Source organism: Martinezella dioscoreae, assembly GCF_009176305.1.
In the GTDB taxonomy this organism is placed as follows: Bacteria; Pseudomonadota; Alphaproteobacteria; order Rhizobiales; family Rhizobiaceae; genus Rhizobium; species Rhizobium dioscoreae.
Genome location: NZ_BLAJ01000004.1, coordinates 554,877 through 570,865 on the forward strand (window position 1 = coordinate 554,877; position 15,989 = coordinate 570,865).

Genomic DNA, 15,989 nt, shown 5'->3' on the forward strand with positions numbered 1-15,989 from the left:
CACTCCCGCCTGGCGAAACCTTGTCGAGGGTTTGGCCCTATCTGGGACGACTTGGCATAACCCGTGTTGGCCGCCAGACCGAGCTCGATCGCATAGGTATTCCCGTTTGGTGCGCCTATGCCCCGAATTCGAGGGCGATCGTCATCGCTCAGGGAAAAGGTCTGGACGACGTCTCCGCGAAGACATCCGCGGTGATGGAAGCGATCGAACGATCGGTCGCGACCCAACCCTATTGTTCAGCGCTCATGGCAAGCCAGAATGAGCTTGCCGCAAGTGGCCATGCCACAGATTGCCTGGAAGATCTGCTGGCGATCGGCGCGCAACCGATAGAGACCATGGAACAGATCAGATGGTCTCAAGCCCACGATCTGGCAAAGAACGCCTCGATATTCGTACCTTTCGAGGCCATTCATCTTGACCGGACGCATGTCAGCCCGCGATTTTGGGTATCATCGGATGGACTGGCATCGGGGAATACTTGGCACGAGGCAGTCCTGCACGGGTTGCTGGAGCGGGTAGAGCGGGATGCTTGCGTCCTCTGGAATATTGGCGATCCGGCGTGCCGGCATGCGCGCCGGATCGATCCGCATAGCATTGAAGATGAGGGTATTCGCGAGATGCTGGAGAAGATTTTCTCGGCCGACTTCGATCTCGCCCTTTTCGATGTGACGAGCGATCTGGCCGTTGCCTCCATCGTCGCGTTGCTGCGGCCGAAAGGCGATGACGGCTCGCTCAGATATGTCGACTTGACCATGGGGGCAGGGGCATCCTTGTCCCCCGATGTGGCAGCAGCCCGAGCCATTTCCGAGGCCGTGCAGTCGCGGATGACCTTCATCGCCGGTGCCAGAGATGATCTTGTCCCGGAGCTGTTCTCACGCCGCGCCGATCCCGACCATCTGCAGTCGTTTCAGGCGCGATGCACGACGAACCTGAACGAACTGCCGACGATGTCGGCCACGTCGGCGCAAGATGCGCTCGACCAGCTTGTCGAGACGCTTTTGGAATGCGGAGTTGACCAGCTTTATGCCATCGAGCTGGCACCTGAATGGCTACCGGCATCGGTCGCAAAGGTTTTCGCGCCGCAACTTGAGCATCCAGACGGGGATCGCCGCATTCGTCTCGGCAGCCGCGCATTGTCAAAGGGTTTCCTATGAAAGTGATCTTCGTGGGTCCGAGCCTCCCCGATGCAGAAACCTTCGCCGATGACACAATGGTCATACGGCCGCCGGCATCCCAGGGCGACGTTGTCAGAGCACTTGAGAATGGCGCGACCGCTATCGGTCTTGTCGACGGCCAGTTCGAGTTCGTCGCGCCAGTCTGGCACAAGGAGCTGCTCTTTGCCCTATCCCAGGGCGTTCCCGTGTTCGGAGCAGCCAGCATGGGAGCGCTCCGCGCGATGGAGTGCCAGGCCTACGGCATGGTCGGCATCGGGAGGATATTCGGTGACTATGCCTCCGGGCTCCGGGAGGAGGATGCGGATGTCGCTCTCCTTCATGGTCCAGCGGAATTGAGCTATCCCCCTTTGTCGGTGCCGTTGGTCAATGTCGATGCGACACTAGAGACTGCGATTGACCAGACCATTATCGGCAAGGAAGAGGCTCTGCGGCTCTCCCGGGCGGCACGACGCCTGTTCTTCAAGGATCGGACCTGGAGACGTCTTGCTGAAACCGCCGATATGGACATAGGGCAGGTGAGGGCTCTCGTCGCAAAAGCATGGACTGATCAAAAGCGCGACGATGCCATAGCTCTTATACGCGCCATTGCCGAGGCACCGTTGCTGGCACCTATAACGGACTGGTCATTCAATGCAACTCCGCTGTGGCGCAAACTTTTCCCACAATTTTACCGTATATAATTTATTCCAAAATACAGGCACTGCGTGTGCAACGCTTTTGCAACGCACCGTGTCGATCGAAATATGCCAATCTACCCCAACGAAATCATTTGTTGGGGCTTAAAAGTGACTGATTTTGAAAGACAGGAACGCCAGGGAGAGATTTTGGCGCTTGCAAAAATGATGCAATATGCCGGAGGCGTCGCAAGTGAGCTGAACGCATCGCAGGCCGTATTCCTTATAAAAGCAGCACAAGCTGCTCTTCTTTCGCTTTTGGAAACCGAGTTCCCGATGCTGTCCGGCGAGCATCTAAACGAGCTTGTCGGCGACGCACATGGTCACTGTTAGCAGGCTCTGGTCTTTCTCTTATCAACGATTGATGTCGCGCTGACACACGGAAACTTCGAGAGATCCAGTTTGCTGAGACGAATACTAACCAAGGTGGGATGGTCCGTGAGAAAAGTAAGCTCCACCGATACGGCAGGCATCGTCGCGGATTTCAAAGAAGGGAATATGAGGGTTGCGTTCTTAATATTTGGAGCAATCATCGCTGCATGGCTTGCGATTGCCTACAATATCTGCCGTTCGCTGAACTGGCTCTGATCCAAGGCTGAGAATAGGGATCGCGAGGCGACCCCGATCACGCCGGCGAGACAATCGTTGATAGTGCCTATCGCTGTCGCAATCTCATGCTGCTTGATACCGCCAAGTGTGCTGGTCCACCCCCAAGCTTTATGGGCACGGTCAATGGCGGAAAGAACCTAGGAGAACTCGGCCGGCATACGTGGGGTTGCCAGCAGTCTCGCGGTGGAGATGATGATGGAAAGGTTGAAACGCCTCGCAAAAGGCGCTTTGTCGCAAAGCGAGCTCGAAGTCATAAAGCGGGTGTTCGACTTAGCTACGACGCAGAGCTGGTTCGATGACGCTGAATACAGCCGTGAAGGCTTTGCCGTCGCGCTGATCGACCTGTTTCGATGTGGAATAGTCAATCCGACCCAGCTGGAAAAGATCGCGCTGTTCTGGGCATTGAGCGACTTTTCCCAGACAATGTCAAGCACTCAGCGAGCTAAGCTGAGATCGCTCTACGGCGGATGCGAGATAGAGAGAGAGGTTTCCTGTTGAAAGGAGCCTAGCACAGTTGAGGACTAGGCTGACACCATCGGCCAGCAGACGGCCGGCGATCTGCTTCTCAATGACCATGTGACGCAAATCTGGATGGCGGCGTAGTTTCCTCAAGCGCCAGCGTTCCTTGGCGATATCATCGGTAAGCATAGAGAAGTAGCCGCTATATCGCGGAAACTCGCGATCCTAGAACATGTTACGTCTGATCTCGCGATAGATCATTTACCGGTGACGGCCGAGCTGACGGGCCCTCTCGTTAATCGGCGCCTTGCGATCGGCGAGGGTCAATTGCGTATAGCATCGGGACATGCCAAAATCTCCAAAGTGAAGCCATTGAAATCATTGGCATGTCGCACTTGGAAATAGAATGTACCCGGCTACATGGTTTTCGCACGTAAGATGTATTATGGAACATAAGCGCCGTGTATCTACTTCATCTTCAAGGGCAAAGTGTCGCCCGAACAGCAGCACGATCGCGCACGCGCTCGCCACGATCATCTTCTGCATCTTTCCAGAATGGCTTGCTGGCAAGCTGAAGATGATGCGCGTCGAACATGCCAGACCGTGTCGAGAGCGTCGGCCGCCCAGCTTTCCATCATAACGTTTCCCCGGTTGAAGTCGAGGTCTTGCGGTCATACTCCTCTTGATACTGTTCCATGGCCGCGCCGTTCGCCATCGCCCATTGGTAGAGCGCTGCGAAGGGCTCGCGAAGAGACTCGGCCATTGGCGTGATGGAGTACTCGACGCCCACCGGGGCTGTCGGCAAAACATGCCTTCGAACGAGTCCGTTTCTCTCGAGACGCTTGAGCGCATCCGCGAGGGCCTTGTGCGTTATACCGTCGAGACGACGCATGATCTCGTTGAAACGGGACGGTTTCGTGCAGAGTACGCTTAGGATCAGGAGCGACCACTTATTTGCGACTTGCTCGAGCACCGGCCTCGCCCTTCTTGCATCGATCATTGCCTCGTCGATCAACTTCTTTGTCGACTTTTGGGTTCGCCCCGCGGTTGCGGTTCTCGTATCGATAGAACTTGGCACTGATATACTTTCCTATATCTGATTTACACACGGTGCGTATTTCGCACTAGATATAGGAACTATATCTGACTCCCCGTGTTCAATCGCAAGGAGTTCACGATGAGACTCGAAGACAAGATTTCAGTGGTTATTGGTGGTGGAAGCGGTATCGGAGCCGCGATCGCGGCTCGCTTTGCGGCCGAAGGGTCAATTGTCTACGCGACCAGCCGTAAGCCATTCGTGTCCCCTGACCAAGGCCGGATAATCCCGGTCGTTGCAGACGCCGGCCTCGCCTCCGATGTGAAACAGCTATACGACCGGGTTCGCGAGGAACGCGGCGGAATTGACGTCTTGGTCTTGAACGCGGGCATGTCGGAATACGCAGAACTCGGCGGCATCTCGGAAGATCTATACGATCGTATATTCGACCTAAACGTTCGCTCCCTCCTCTTTGCCGCACAGAACGCCTTGGAACTCATCCCTGATAACGGTTCGATCGTGTTGATCGGATCCATAGCCGATGCGATCGGTCCGAAAGGATACGGTGTCTACAGCGCGAGCAAGGCGGCGGTTCGATCGTTCACCCGAACCTGGGCAAACGAACTTGCCCCCAGAGGGATCCGCGTCAATGTTGTTAGCCCTGGACCTACGGACACGGCCATGATGGCGGCGACTACAGACGAAGTTCGCGCGGCACTTACCGGGATGATCCCGCTGGGCCGTCTCGGCAGACCGGATGAAGTGGCGTCGGCGGCGCTCTTCCTCGCAAGCAGCGAAAGCAGCTTCACGACCGGGGCGGAACTGTGCGTGGACGGCGGAGCTACCCAGGTTTGACTGTCCGGGGTCCAAGCCTGCCCTTCCCCTGAAGGCTGGATCTACAAAGCCGCCAGCCGCCGGTCAATCCGAGTTTCGGCTCAGTGTTGATATTGCCTCGAATCGACCCAGTCTGACACTTCACTCCGATCTTACAGAAGCAAAAGACCAATTCTTTCAAAAAGTTGGGAATGCAGCAGGTGATCGTAAAATGTGCAGCTGGGTCATTTTCAGCTGATAATCAACCGGCAATACGCTAAGCGTCGCTCGAGAGATGCCTGTCCTATCGCAGAGCGCTTTGTGCTGTGCAAATCCTGTCGATCAGAGCGTCGAGCTCACCCTTTGGGGGACGATTTTTGGAGAAGCGATGCTTCAAATGCATGATCGGTTCGGCGAGGATCTCTTCCAGGTTCTCGGCGCAGCTGAAGTCACCGGCAACGCGCTTGACCTTCGAATTGTCGAAGATCGCGGTCCAGGCCTTGTCGCCGACCAAAGGGCCTACCCAATCCGGATTATACTTGATCAGCGTATCCGTCGGTACGTGGACGATTTTCGCCTCGACACCCAGCAATCTGGCGATCGCCTTCTGAATATCATCCCATAAATGGGCGCGATCGGAGGTGATGTGGAAGATTTCGCTTAAAGCTGCCTGCTTGCCGAAAAGCCCAACGAAAGGCACTGCGAAATCGACCGAGCGCGTCAATGTCCACGGCGTGTGGCCATCACCCGCGACGATCGTGGGCTCGCCATCCAGCATGCGCCGCGCCATTATATCGCTGTCGCCCATCATGATCGGCAGGCCCGTGCGCACGGTGTGACTGGGGCGAACGATCGTCCAGGCCAGCCCCTTTGACGCCATCAGCAGCTCCTCGCAGGCGATCTTGGCCTGACTGTAGGGCCAGTAGGGATTGATGGCCGGCGTTTTTTCGGTGATGACATAGTGGCGTGCCGGTTTCTCATAAACCGAAGCCGAAGAGATGAAAATGTACTGGCCGCAATTGCCTGCAAACACCTCGATGTCTCGCGCGATCTGATCCGGCGTGAAAGCGATAAACTGGCATATGACGTCATAGTTGGCTCTGGCCAGATTAGCATAGGCAGCCGATCCGAGCTCGCCGGTGATCGAAGTCACGCCAGCAGGCAACGGGTCCCCTCTCAGGCCGCGGTTGTAGACACTGACGCGATGTCCCTCGCCAACAGCACGCTCGACGCAGGGATATGAGATTTGGCCGGTACCGCCAATGAAAAGCACGTTCAAAGCCATATGAAGGACCTCAGCGTCTGATTGGTAGGATCAATGACTACCATTCATACCGCGAAAATGCCCGATCGTCTCCCGCCGATCACCCTCATGATGACCATCACCATCAAAAAATTGGGAAAGGCTTCAGATCGGCAGCATGCCTGCAGCACCTCGGCAGGTCAAAACGTACCTACCAACGTAGACTGAATTTGCCGACCAGGCTTCCGGCCAGCCCGCTCAGCAAGATGCCGAGCGTGTACCATATCGCGATGAATGGAATGCCGTTTTCGACGCAGGCCCAGGAGTAGACCCAGCCGCCGACGCCGCCGGCACAAGCGCCTGCAACGAAACCGGCGAGTGCCGGGCGCGTGGGGGCTGCACGTCTGAGAAACCACATGTTGGCGCAGAAAGCGGGAATGCCGAAAGCCACGATCAGGAAAGGACAAAAGGACGCCGAATATCCGATGATCAAACCCGGATAGGATGAAGCCGGCGACAGCCCGAGTTGAGCGATGGCCAGAAGCGCGACGATGCCGAATGCCACGACCGGAACCCGAGCCATACTCCCAATCGAACCCTCTGGGCGCGCAACCCGTTCAAGGGCCATGATCGTCGCGCTCAGTAGTACGGCAGTATATAAGAACTTCACCCAAAACGCCGCCACCGTCACGTGGTGCAGATGCGGGCGAAAACTGAGCGATATCAGCAGTGCGATGGCCGCGCCGATCACGCCGACAATGATTGTAAGCGCAAGCCTCACTCGCAGCGCATGATGGCGAACCGGAGTGAGATCGCTTACCAGAGCCTCGATCAATTCATCATTTTTCGTCATTGGCAAAACCCAGCTTGCGTCCAATCGCGCGCATCCCTCGGTGAATGCTGACGCGAACCATTGCTTCCGACTGGCCGCTCTCGCTCGCGGCTTCGGCAGTGGTTTTTCCGGCAATCTTTACCTGCCGCAGGAGCTCCCTTTGTTTGGCAGGCAATTGGTCGAGAAGACGGTCGATGTCGAGGTGAGCAAAGAGTGTCTCCTCTCGAAATTCAGCGGCGATCTCGTCTCCCAAAGCAATTTCTACGCCTCTTCTACTGCCATTTACCCTGAAATGGTCGATTAGCTTGTATTTCGCGATTTGGAAAAACCACGCGGTGAACGGCCGTTCCCGATCATAGGTAATGCGCCGGCTATGCACCGCCAAAAGCACCTCCTGGACCAGATCCTCGCCATCACGGTCCGCATTCGATCCAAGCCTCCTTCGATAAAATGCCAGAAGCAGATCTCGCAAAATGACGAGCAAGCGCCTGTACGCAGCCTCATCGCCGTCAAGCGAGAGAAGCATCAAGCCTTTCAGGACCTGTTCCGATACCGATTTCGTCATTCGCGTGCAGTCATTCGTTGATCGGCGCTATTTGTTACATCCCGAACCGGATTTTTTGTCGCCCTTCTTGCGATCACAACGGCGTGATCGCTGTAACGCATTCGCACAAGCGCCGAATGAAGGGGCGGAATTGAGGGACGATCGGTTGTCGCCGGTAGGATGCCATAGCCGCCTTGCCCCATTTCCAAAGCGATCGCCCTACCCGCTCCAGATAGCTGGATGGGCATCATGTCGAAAAGATGCGAGATATGGAGAGCAGAATGTCGCTCACGAAGTTCAAGATCATGGGTATGGTGCTGGCGCTGGGTGCCGCGACCACACTATCCGCACAGGCTGCCGAAAAGGCGCGCGTTCGCGGCGTCGTGGAAAGCCTTAGCGGCGATACGCTGATGGTCAAATCGCGCGAAGGCAAGGACGTGACGATCAAGCTGAAATCCGGCTGGGCCGTCAACGGCATCGTCAACGCCTCCGTGACAGACATCAAGCCTGGGGATTTCGTCGGCATCGCGTCCGTTCCGACCGACAGCGGCATCAACGGGGCGCTCGAGGTACTGATCTTCCCGGCCGCGATGAAAGGCACCGGCGAGGGCGATTACGGCTGGGATCTGAAGCCGAAGAGCTCGATGACCAATGCGACGGTTGCCAGCGCCGTCACCTCTGTCAACGGCCCCACCCTGTCGCTCACCTATAAGGGCGGCGAGAAAAAGATCTCGATCCCGCCGGGCACGCCGGTCGTCACCTTCGGTAAGGCGACGAAGGACGACATCAAGCCCGGCGCAGGAGTCATCATTAACGGCACAACCGATGGAGACAATACGGTTGAATCCGACCGTGTCGTGGTCGGCATAAACGGCGTCATCCCGCCAATGTGACGCATCGATGCCGCCACCACGGGGCTGCCCGGTTGCCGATCGCATCCGGGCAGCTCAATGAGCGGCGATAGCGTTGCAGCATATGATTTCGGACACCGCCTTTTGGCGGCACGTCAGGAGAATTACCCATGACAAGCATCGAGCAGATCGGCACAGCGCCGCCCCCGCCCCCGGCCAAGATCTTCATTCGCCGTCATTCGGCTCTTACGCGGATAACGCACTGGATCAATGTGCTGTGTTTGACCTTGCTGCTGATGAGTGGCATGCAGATCTTCAATGCCGATCCACAATTACATTGGGGAAACTACGGAGCTGTTGAAGATCCGTCATGGTTCGAAATCGCCAGCAATCAGGATGGCGACAACATCACCGGAACAGTGCGCATCGGCCGTCTCTCGATCACCACAACCGGCATACTCGGTGCCTCCACGGCCGACGGCGAAATGATGCCGCGCGCATTTCCGGCCTGGGCAACCATACCGAGCTACCAGGATCTTGCGGCTGGCCGACGCTGGCATTTCTTCTTCGCCTGGCTGTTTGTCATCAATGGGCTCGTTTACATGACCTACAGCCTCATCGGCGGTCATTTCCGCCGCGATCTGGCGCCGACGATTCAAGACATCAAGCCCGGGAACATCTGGCATGAAATCAAGGATCATGCCCGATTGCGCTTCCCGCAGGGGGAAAAGGCGCGGCACTATAATGCGTTGCAAAAGCTGACCTATCTCATCGTAATCTTCATCCTGCTGCCGCTGATGATCGGTTCAGGATTGACCATGTCACCGGCGATAGACGCCGGTTACCCCTTCCTGCTCGATATTTTGGGTGGTCGCCAATCGGCCCGCTCCATTCATTTCATCACCGCCTGGAGCCTGGTGGCCTTCGTCGTCGTGCATATCGCGATGGTCATTCTCTCCGGGCTTTGGAACAACATGCGTTCGATGGTGACCGGCCGCTACGCTATCATCAACGAGGAGGCCGACCGATGAGCTCCATCTTCACCCGGCGCCGTTTTCTCATTGGCTCGGCCGCCAGTCTGGGCGCCGTGGGCCTGACGGGATGCGATGACATTTCTCAGAACCAGCACGTTCAGAAGGTGCTCGCTCTGGCTGAACGGCTGACCATGGGCACACAGCGGCTCATAGTTTCGCCGCAGACGCTTGCTCGAGAATATACCGACGCAGATATTTCACCGAGCTTTCATCCGAATGGATCAATTCAGCCAAACAGCGCCGAATATATCCAGATGGTCGAAACTCAATTTGCCGAGTGGCGGCTCAAGATCGATGGCATGGTCAATAGGCCGATGGAATTTTCGTTGGCCGACCTAAAGAAGCTGCCTTCTCGCACCCAGATCACCCGCCACGACTGTGTCGAAGGCTGGAGCGCCATCGGGAAATGGCAGGGCGTTCCTCTCGGGCTTATCCTGCAGACTGCGGGTTTGAGGCCAGGCGCTCGCTACGCCGTCTTTTATTGCGCAGATGAACTGGAACAAACACTCGATGGCAGCGGTCGCTACTACGAGAGTATTGACCTCATCGACGCCTTTCATCCGCAGTCGATCCTCGCCTATTCCCTTAACGGGAAGGATCTGGAAGTCGAACACGGCGCTCCCTTGCGGCTGCGCGTCGAGCGTCATCTTGGTTACAAACACGCCAAATACGTCATGCGCATCGAAATCCGTGACCGGTTTGATGATTTGTGGGGTGGTAACGGCGGGTTCTGGGAAGATCGTGGCTACGAATGGTATGCCGGTATCTGAGATGTCGTAGCAGACGTCAATAATCAGGCACGGCGATCGTAGACGATATCAGTGACATAGGCCGACGATACGTCCACGGATCGAGAACCTCGAAACCGTTGTGCTGCCCATTCCGCTATAATCTGCGCCGTCATGTCGTATCCTGCTGCGGAAATGGTAACGGCTACCGCTCGCATTTCAAATCACTCCGCTACTAAATGGAGAGCTTGATCGCATCGACGTTTTCTAGCGAAATTGACGAAGCCGCATCATGGGATGGAGGTGTTGCGAGCCCGACCCACATCTACCACAGCGACGCTTCAATCGGCGGGCCGGCGCAAAGATGCAACGTCGACCCGCTTGTCAGATGCGAAGATGGTACGAGGGCCTTCTTCTCTATGACGCCATGCGATGGCAACTGTCCGCACAGCGGCGGCAGGCTTTAACGCAATCCTGCATGTCACCGATCCGTTCGCAATCATCCGCGCATTGAGCGCAGATCTCCGCGCATTCACGACAGACGTGGCGATGATGTTGAGAGCCTATCAGCATGAAATGCGCGGCCGTCCGGCATATCTCGCTACAGGCCATCATGAGCTTGAAATGCGGCGGACTGGTGTGCTCTCCTCCAGCCTGGAGACAGTGTCCCATCGCAGTGGACAGGCATTCGCCGTAGCACGCGAGGCAGTCTTCGATGCAGCTCTTCATTTCGGCTGAAACGTGGTGCATTGGCATCCTCCTTACTTGGCTTCGCTGTGGAGCAAGCCGCTCATCTGTTTGATTTCCTTCGTCTGATCGTTAATGATCTTGCGAGCCTTTTGCCGCGCCAGTTTATTATGGCCGTACTTGAGTTCGACCTGCGACATGCTGATCGCACCCATGTGGTGAGCGATCATGCCGCAAAGGAAGGACACGTCCGCATCCTTCTTCATCATTCCCTGCATCATGTTGGAATTCATGCTCTTCATTCCGTCCATGGCCGCTTTCTGGTAGTCGGTCATGTCGCCAGGCATTTGCATGCCCGCCGACGACATCTGCATCTCCTCGGATTTACACGTCTCCGGATAGGCGATCTGCGCCGCTGCGCCGGCAGGTTTCAGCGCGAAGGCTGCCATGGTGATGACCGCTGCAAATGCGATCTTCCTGGTGATATTCATGTCGATCTCCTTCTGATTTGGTTCGATTCTCTTAACCAAACGAAGATCGAGGCGGCGGATCCAACGCCCTGATAAGGAGGAGAGGACTCGGCTGGATCGTTCGGGCCACGAGATTGTCGGCTTCCCTGATGAGTAGTCCGCCTGCAAAGTAATCAGGAACTAGCGCACAACAATGCGCGACGGAACAACAACACGGCCGCGGTGTGCCTTCTGTCTGAACCTCACGCGGACCGCTCCGTTCGATCATGTAGCCAGCACTAGTCTCTTCAGGACATGCATGGCTCAGCCGCCACCTTTAAGAAGATAGCGGCGGCCATGGCGACGATTCTGAGACAGTGCGAGATTCTTCGAAACGGCATCATGGCGGGTGTTCCCTTTTCCCCGCCGAACGATATCGCCACAAAAATGTTCCGACTGCGCCGCGGAATGCGCGAGACCATGATCGCCAAACTGCGGAGGAGTTCACAAACGCTGAAGTTGGATGTGGTTTGCCGCTTATCACAAGGGCGCTATGCGCCATGTCACATTCAAGTCCGTGTCGGCCAAGACTTGACAATGTACTTGCCTGGTTTAGCCAAAAGGGCCTCTTTCGGAGGCCCTCTCGGCATTATTCAACGATGCGAACAATCTTACGCGTCTTCGGTTGGACGATGACGCGTTCATGGTTCACGACAGCGTAGCCATATGTCGGGTTGTCCGGAACCGGTGTGATGGCAACGGTCTCTGGGAGAGTTCGACCGACGACAATCTGGTCCTGCACGACAGTCTCGGTTGGAGGCAGTGGTTGCTCCTGAACATAGGTGATCACTTTTTGTGGCGGCGGATCGATCGCGGTACCGGCAATCGCTCCGGCAACACCGCCAACTGCAGCACCGACAGGACCCCCTACAACCGCTCCAGTGGCCGCGCCGCCCGCGGCTCCAGTGACCGTGGAAGACTGCGCCAAGGCTGAACCAGCGAGAAGGCCAAAGGCGGCAACCGCTGAAACGATGAGTCTCGTTCTCATAGCATTCTCCTTTGCATTTTAGTTCTTGTGAACTGAAAGGAAAATTGCACAGCCATCAGAATGTTCCTCTTTGGCTACCATCTGCAGCCATCACGAGTTCACCTCATGCGACAAACTTCGTGAGCGGCGAGGGTTGCGAAAAATGCGCCGGGCTGGCCGTGATACTTGCCGATGACTTCTGTCACCGAACGTTGGCCGCGGCGAACGCATGCATCCCGATGAGTGTGGGAGAAACGCAAGGCAAGCAACGTGTCGGGATCGTAGCCGTACTCGTCATTCAGTCCAGCGCCATCCTTCACCATTCTCGCTAGGGTCGCCCTTTCCAACCTAAGGGTCTAGCCTCCTCCGATCGCTTCATTCGCCAAGATAACGCTCGCTCGGAAACAGCCATGGAACTTGGTGCACGACGAACGTCCGCCAGCGTACGCAAAATCATCCCCAACATCAGGGTGCTATAGAATCATGATCCGCCCACAAAGCTAAGGGCAGGCCGGCGAGGACCCAATTCCCATGCTCGATCTTTCGCGAGAGCCATGCTCGACCTAGAACGTTTAATGACAACGAACCGGCTTCTCGCTCGCCTGCCCGCAGATGAATTTCGCAACATCGGCAAGCAGTTGGAGCAGATCGATCTCGAGCGCGGCTTCAACATTGCCGGAGCCGATTGCCTGATCGACGATGTCTATTTCCTTTCGAGTGGAATTAGCTCCGTCGTTGCCATTTCGCCTGACGGCCAGCGCGCCGAAGCCGGCATGGTGGGGCGCGAAGGTTTTTTGCCGATGCCGGCCGGCGTCGGTGGGACGATCAGCATCCACGAGGTCTTCATGCAAATGGACGGTCAGGGCGTACGGTTGCCGCTGCATGCGCTCCTTGCAGCATTGCCGGAAAATCCGGTTTTCTCCAACCTTTTGGCGCGTTTCATTCAGACCTTTGCGACACAGATTTCCTATACGGCCCTTTGCAACGCAAACTATCAGGTAGACGAACGGCTCGCCCGCTGGCTGCTCATGTGCCATGACCGGGTGGATGGCGACGAGATTGCTTTAACACATGACTTCATCGCCGCGATGCTGAGTGTCAGAAGGCCGAGCATCACGACGGCCCTGCACGTTCTTGAGGGAAGGAAGCTCATCAGGGCCGAGCGTGGCCGCATTACGATCCGCGACAGAAGAGGACTAGAAGAATTTACTGGCGGCTCCTATGGCAAGCCGGAAGAGGAATATCGTCGCCTTATCGGTGATTTCTGACGGAGCGCTATTTCAAATGGTCGCGAACGACCGCATGAAATGAAACCGAGAACTGCAGCTTACCGGTCTCGTCGTGAACCTCGATATGCTCATCGGGGACCATCTGGCCATTCTTGATCCGCGCGGCGACGAGTTCCCGCACTGCCTTTATTGCACTCGAACGCGCATCATCGATGGTGGCAAATTCATCGCCTTCGCCATCGCGGACGGTTTCGCCATTTCGGCGAATATGAAAGAAGTAGCGTGTCATGCAGGCTCCTTCAGCACTTGTCCACCGCCAGCACCACTGGCGCCATTGCCGCCGCGATCAAAAGAGATCCTTCATCAAACGCCGATATTCCTCTTCCGGCTTGCCGTAAGCGTCATGGGCAAACTCCTCGAGAGCGGCTCGATTTCGAATGGTGATGCTGCCGCGCTCCGCTGTGATGAAGCGATTGCCTTCGAGAATATGCAGCGAGGTGGTGACGCTTGGTCGCCGCACCGCAAGCATTAGGGATATGAATTCATGCGTCAGCGCTATCTCGTTGCCCGATACTCGGTCGTGGCACATCAGCAGCCATCGCGCCAATCTCTCGTTCACGTCATGAAGAGCGTTGGAAATAGCGGTGTAGGCCAATTGGACGGCGAAGGCCTCGATGGAACGGATTATAAGTTTGTTGAAATTTCGATTCCGATCCATGAAATGACGAAACGATCCATAGTTCATCCGATAGGATTCCGCTTCGAGCTGCACAATAACATCATGAGCATTAAATTCGGTGCCAGCAACGGCCGATGTCGGCACATAGCCATCAAAGCCGAACACGCCCGCCTCGGCGCGGCGGCCTTCCGGTGTCACGGCGACGATTGATCCGATGCCGGATGTCAGAAAATAAACATAGTCGATCGACTGGCCGGCTTTTCCGATGAGCGTGCCGCGCGGAAGCGCCACATATTCAAGCTCTTGCGCAATCTGTTCATAATCCGCCGACGGAAGAACGGAGAGCAGTTTGTTTTGCATATTGGACTGGTGGGGGGCTGGCATGACAGCGCTTCCTCCTGGTTAGGCAAGAGCATGGCATGCACGCCTTGCCGTCTGAGCTGCAGCCGGGCAACATGAAAGAAGCTACTCTTCTTGGAGCTGCGTCACAAGGAATGTACGCTAGCAGACAGAAGAGCGGATTTTGTGGCAAAGCTCGCAATTTGGCCTATTTTACACTACGCGGTCGCTCGTTGGATGACGCCTATAAGCCAGTAGCTATTACCGTCCCTGAAATGCGGCAGCGCCCTTCGGCTGAAGAGCTGAAGGCTTTACTTAAATGATATCGACTCAGGAATGCGGAGCACAAATATCATCTGCGAGATAAAATCTCGCTGGCATGACTTCTACATAGGCGCCACAGGAGCATCGGCAACGGCATGTGACCTTTTCTGCCGAAAAATGGGAGGTGGAGATGCCTGGGAAGACTGATCGGTCCACGCCGTCAACAGATACCCCTTATAGAGCACCAAGAATATCCATATCGATACCCTCCGCTGTTGCGACTCCACGGGGCGGCGGCGATACTCCCTCAGCTCAAGCTCTGCTTGCAGCCATCGTCGAAAGTTCGGATGACGCGATCGTCAGCAAATCCCTTGATGGCTTCATTACCAGTTGGAACAGCGGCGCCGAACGGCTTTTCGGCTTCAGCGCAGAAGAGGCGGTCGGACAGCATATCACCATCATCATCCCGGAAGATCGCCGGCATGAAGAAGACACGATTCTCGCCAGCATCCGCGAGGGAAAGCGAATAGAGCACTATGAGACCGTCCGTCGCCACAAGGATGGAAGTCCGCTCGACATCTCCCTGACGGTTTCGCCCGTTCGCGACAGCAGCGGCGCCATTGTCGGTGCATCAAAAATCGCGCGCGACATTTCCGAACGCAAGCATGCGGCCCAACGCCAGATGCTGTTGCTGCGGGAAATGAGCCACCGCATCAAGAATATCTTCGCCATCATGAGTGCGGTCATTGGAGTAAGCGAGCGCACGGCAACAACCGTCAAGGAACTAACGAGCGACATCCGTGCAAGGGTAAATACCTTGGCGATCGCCTATGAACTGACGCTGCCAGACATCGGCCTCACCGCCGTTCAGTTTCGCGAGACGTCGCTATTTACACTCGTTAAAGCCCTTTTCGCCGCCCACCAAGGCGCCGACATCGAACGGGCCTCCATTCGCGGCCAGGATGTGCCAGTCTGCGGAACGACGCTGACATCGCTCGCGCTTCTGCTCCACGAATTCTCAACGAATGCAGTGAAATACGGCGCGCTCTCCGCGCCGGCGGGCCGTATTGAGATCGAAGTGCGGTACGATCCGGATTTTGTTTTGACCTGGACTGAAATAGGTGGTCCATCGGTCAACCAACCCGAGGGGCCGGGCGGCTTCGGCTCCCAGCTCGAGCGCGCGACGATTGCATCCCTCCAAGGTGCAATCAGTCGTGATTGGGATCCGGCGGGATTGAAGATTACACTGCGAATTCCAGCCGATGTTCTTCCCCGAACGAGACCGCCGGAAGAGGCTTGAACCGCCCGTTGATCAGC

At 56.3% G+C, this 15,989-nt stretch carries 20 protein-coding genes and 1 pseudogene; 11 read left to right on the forward strand and 10 right to left on the reverse strand.

Annotation, left to right across the window (positions count from 1 at the left end; all coding sequences use genetic code 11):
- Positions 1-20: 20 nt before the first annotated feature.
- The 4 genes from GDN47_RS19775 (at position 21) to GDN47_RS32075 (ending at position 2,956) form a co-directional block, all read left to right on the forward strand.
- Positions 21-1,154, forward strand: a complete 1,134-nt coding sequence (locus GDN47_RS19775; protein WP_233790006.1) for a YcaO-like family protein — start codon at positions 21-23, stop codon at positions 1,152-1,154.
- Positions 1,151-1,855: a TfuA-like protein gene (locus GDN47_RS19780; RefSeq protein ID WP_145321615.1), complete on the forward strand. Its 705-nt coding sequence runs from the start codon at positions 1,151-1,153 to the stop codon at positions 1,853-1,855. Before GDN47_RS19775 ends, GDN47_RS19780 begins: the two co-directional genes overlap by 4 nt.
- Positions 1,856-1,918: 63 nt before the next feature.
- Complete coding sequence (locus tag GDN47_RS19785) at positions 1,919-2,182, forward strand: hypothetical protein (RefSeq protein WP_210296314.1); 264 nt, start codon at positions 1,919-1,921, stop codon at positions 2,180-2,182.
- Positions 2,183-2,653: 471 nt separating this feature from the next.
- Positions 2,654-2,956, forward strand: coding sequence for a hypothetical protein (locus tag GDN47_RS32075; RefSeq protein ID WP_113420860.1), 303 nt, complete (start codon positions 2,654-2,656; stop codon positions 2,954-2,956).
- Positions 2,957-2,968: 12 nt separating this feature from the next.
- Here GDN47_RS32075 and GDN47_RS32385 read toward each other — a convergent pair.
- Together GDN47_RS32385 and GDN47_RS19795 are read right to left on the reverse strand one after the other, a co-directional pair.
- Positions 2,969-3,265 (reverse strand): annotated as a pseudogene (locus GDN47_RS32385) (IS30 family transposase); the annotation flags it as partial.
- A gap of 286 nt (positions 3,266-3,551) precedes the next feature.
- Positions 3,552-3,917, reverse strand: coding sequence for a winged helix-turn-helix transcriptional regulator (locus tag GDN47_RS19795; protein WP_152094158.1), 366 nt, complete (start codon positions 3,915-3,917; stop codon positions 3,552-3,554).
- 177 nt (positions 3,918-4,094) lie between these two features.
- On the opposite strand from GDN47_RS19795, the gene GDN47_RS19800 reads away from it, so the two are divergent.
- A complete protein-coding gene (locus GDN47_RS19800) occupies positions 4,095-4,808 on the forward strand; it encodes an SDR family NAD(P)-dependent oxidoreductase (RefSeq protein ID WP_152094066.1) in 714 nt (237 codons plus the stop codon).
- Positions 4,809-5,070: 262 nt separating this feature from the next.
- Here GDN47_RS19800 and GDN47_RS19805 read toward each other — a convergent pair whose 3' ends face one another.
- From GDN47_RS19805 to GDN47_RS19815, 3 genes are all read right to left on the reverse strand, one after another.
- Positions 5,071-6,051 (reverse strand): SDR family oxidoreductase, encoded by a 981-nt coding sequence (locus GDN47_RS19805; RefSeq protein WP_152094067.1) that lies wholly within the window; start codon positions 6,049-6,051, stop codon positions 5,071-5,073.
- A 169-nt stretch (positions 6,052-6,220) separates the two neighbouring features.
- Complete coding sequence (locus tag GDN47_RS19810; RefSeq protein WP_233790008.1) at positions 6,221-6,886, reverse strand: NrsF family protein; 666 nt, start codon at positions 6,884-6,886, stop codon at positions 6,221-6,223.
- A complete protein-coding gene (locus GDN47_RS19815; RefSeq protein WP_113421052.1) occupies positions 6,849-7,406 on the reverse strand; it encodes a sigma-70 family RNA polymerase sigma factor in 558 nt (185 codons plus the stop codon). The genes GDN47_RS19810 and GDN47_RS19815 overlap by 38 nt, the downstream gene beginning before the upstream one ends.
- Positions 7,407-7,666: 260 nt before the next feature.
- Here GDN47_RS19815 and GDN47_RS19820 point away from each other — a divergent pair, with 260 nt between their 5' ends.
- The 3 genes from GDN47_RS19820 to GDN47_RS19830 all read left to right on the forward strand — a co-directional run bounded on the left by GDN47_RS19820 (position 7,667) and on the right by GDN47_RS19830 (position 10,040).
- A complete protein-coding gene (locus GDN47_RS19820) occupies positions 7,667-8,278 on the forward strand; it encodes a hypothetical protein (RefSeq protein ID WP_113421053.1) in 612 nt (203 codons plus the stop codon).
- A 128-nt stretch (positions 8,279-8,406) separates the two neighbouring features.
- A complete protein-coding gene (locus GDN47_RS19825; protein ID WP_152094068.1) occupies positions 8,407-9,267 on the forward strand; it encodes a cytochrome b/b6 domain-containing protein in 861 nt (286 codons plus the stop codon).
- Positions 9,264-10,040 carry a molybdopterin-dependent oxidoreductase gene (locus GDN47_RS19830; protein ID WP_152094069.1) on the forward strand — a complete coding sequence of 259 codons (777 nt, stop codon included), beginning with the start codon at positions 9,264-9,266 and terminating at the stop codon, positions 10,038-10,040. Before GDN47_RS19825 ends, GDN47_RS19830 begins: the two co-directional genes overlap by 4 nt.
- Before the next feature lie 375 nt (positions 10,041-10,415).
- On the opposite strand, the gene GDN47_RS32390 is transcribed toward GDN47_RS19830, so the two are convergent.
- From GDN47_RS32390 to GDN47_RS19845, 3 genes are all read right to left on the reverse strand, one after another.
- Positions 10,416-10,748, reverse strand: coding sequence for a four-helix bundle copper-binding protein (locus tag GDN47_RS32390; protein WP_113396557.1), 333 nt, complete (start codon positions 10,746-10,748; stop codon positions 10,416-10,418).
- An 11-nt stretch (positions 10,749-10,759) separates the two neighbouring features.
- Positions 10,760-11,176, reverse strand: a complete 417-nt coding sequence (locus tag GDN47_RS19840; RefSeq protein ID WP_113353123.1) for a DUF305 domain-containing protein — start codon at positions 11,174-11,176, stop codon at positions 10,760-10,762.
- A 607-nt stretch (positions 11,177-11,783) separates the two neighbouring features.
- Positions 11,784-12,182, reverse strand: coding sequence for a DUF1236 domain-containing protein (locus GDN47_RS19845; protein ID WP_113353122.1), 399 nt, complete (start codon positions 12,180-12,182; stop codon positions 11,784-11,786).
- A 554-nt stretch (positions 12,183-12,736) separates the two neighbouring features.
- Between GDN47_RS19845 and GDN47_RS19850 the strand changes: the two genes are divergently transcribed.
- Positions 12,737-13,429, forward strand: a complete 693-nt coding sequence (locus tag GDN47_RS19850) for a Crp/Fnr family transcriptional regulator (protein ID WP_233790010.1) — start codon at positions 12,737-12,739, stop codon at positions 13,427-13,429.
- Between the two features lie 7 nt (positions 13,430-13,436).
- Here the strand turns inward: GDN47_RS19850 and GDN47_RS19855 are convergent, their stop codons facing one another.
- Together GDN47_RS19855 and GDN47_RS19860 are read right to left on the reverse strand one after the other, a co-directional pair.
- Positions 13,437-13,679, reverse strand: coding sequence for a DUF6894 family protein (locus tag GDN47_RS19855; RefSeq protein WP_113353119.1), 243 nt, complete (start codon positions 13,677-13,679; stop codon positions 13,437-13,439).
- 57 nt (positions 13,680-13,736) lie between these two features.
- A complete protein-coding gene (locus tag GDN47_RS19860) occupies positions 13,737-14,453 on the reverse strand; it encodes a Crp/Fnr family transcriptional regulator (protein WP_113388657.1) in 717 nt (238 codons plus the stop codon).
- A 35-nt stretch (positions 14,454-14,488) separates the two neighbouring features.
- On the opposite strand from GDN47_RS19860, the gene GDN47_RS19865 reads away from it, so the two are divergent.
- Positions 14,489-14,731, forward strand: a complete 243-nt coding sequence (locus tag GDN47_RS19865; RefSeq protein ID WP_145324640.1) for a hypothetical protein — start codon at positions 14,489-14,491, stop codon at positions 14,729-14,731.
- A gap of 131 nt (positions 14,732-14,862) precedes the next feature.
- Positions 14,863-15,972, forward strand: a complete 1,110-nt coding sequence (locus GDN47_RS19870; protein ID WP_113353117.1) for a PAS domain S-box protein — start codon at positions 14,863-14,865, stop codon at positions 15,970-15,972.
- The last annotated feature ends 17 nt before the right edge of the window (positions 15,973-15,989 follow it).